This window comes from Streptomyces sp. AC627_RSS907, from assembly GCF_019049165.1.
This window is the reverse complement of sequence record NZ_JAGMUE010001558.1, coordinates 1-642: the sequence shown is the minus strand read 5'-3', so window position 1 is coordinate 642 and position 642 is coordinate 1. Positions and strand designations below refer to the sequence as shown.

Here is a 642-nt window from a genome sequence, read left to right as displayed (position 1 = left end):
CCCTGATGCTCGTCCACCTCTCGGACGACCACGAGCGCGCCAGCGTGGTCAGCCTGCCGCGCGACTCGTACGCCGAGATCCCCGCGTACACCGATCCGGCGACCGGCACCGTGCGCCGCGCCCACCCGCAGAAGATCAACGCGGCGTACGCGGAGGGCGGCGCGAGCCTGACCGTGCGCACCGTCGAGCACATGACGGGCGTGCACATCGACCACTACCTGGAGGTCGACTTCGCCAGCTTCATGCGGACCGTGGACGTGGTCGGCGGCGTCGAGGTGTGCACCGTACGGCCGCTGAAGGACCGGTACACCGGGCTCGACCTGGCCGCCGGGCGGCACACGCTGGTCGGTGGCGAGGCCCTGCAGTACGTGCGGTCGCGGCACGTGGACGGCGCCGCCGACCTGGGCCGGATGCAGCGTCAGCAGCGGTTCCTGGCCGCTCTCATCGACAAGGCGACCGCCAGCGGGGTGCTGCTCAACCCGGTCAAGTTCGCGAAGGTGGCCTCGTCCGTGCTCGGCTCGGTGCGTGCCGACCGGCAGTTGGGCAGCGCCGAACTCGTCAAGCTGGGCAAGGCCATGCGGGGCTTCTCGCCCGCTTCGTCGGAGTTCGCCTCGGTACCTGTCGGGGACGTCAGCTACTACG

The 642-nt window shown here is 70.9% G+C and carries 1 protein-coding gene; it reads left to right on the top strand.

The genetic code is table 11. From position 1 onward, the window contains the following. Nucleotides 1-642: LCP family protein (locus tag KUM32_RS42980; protein WP_217146973.1), on the top strand; the 642-nt coding region annotated here is incomplete at both ends.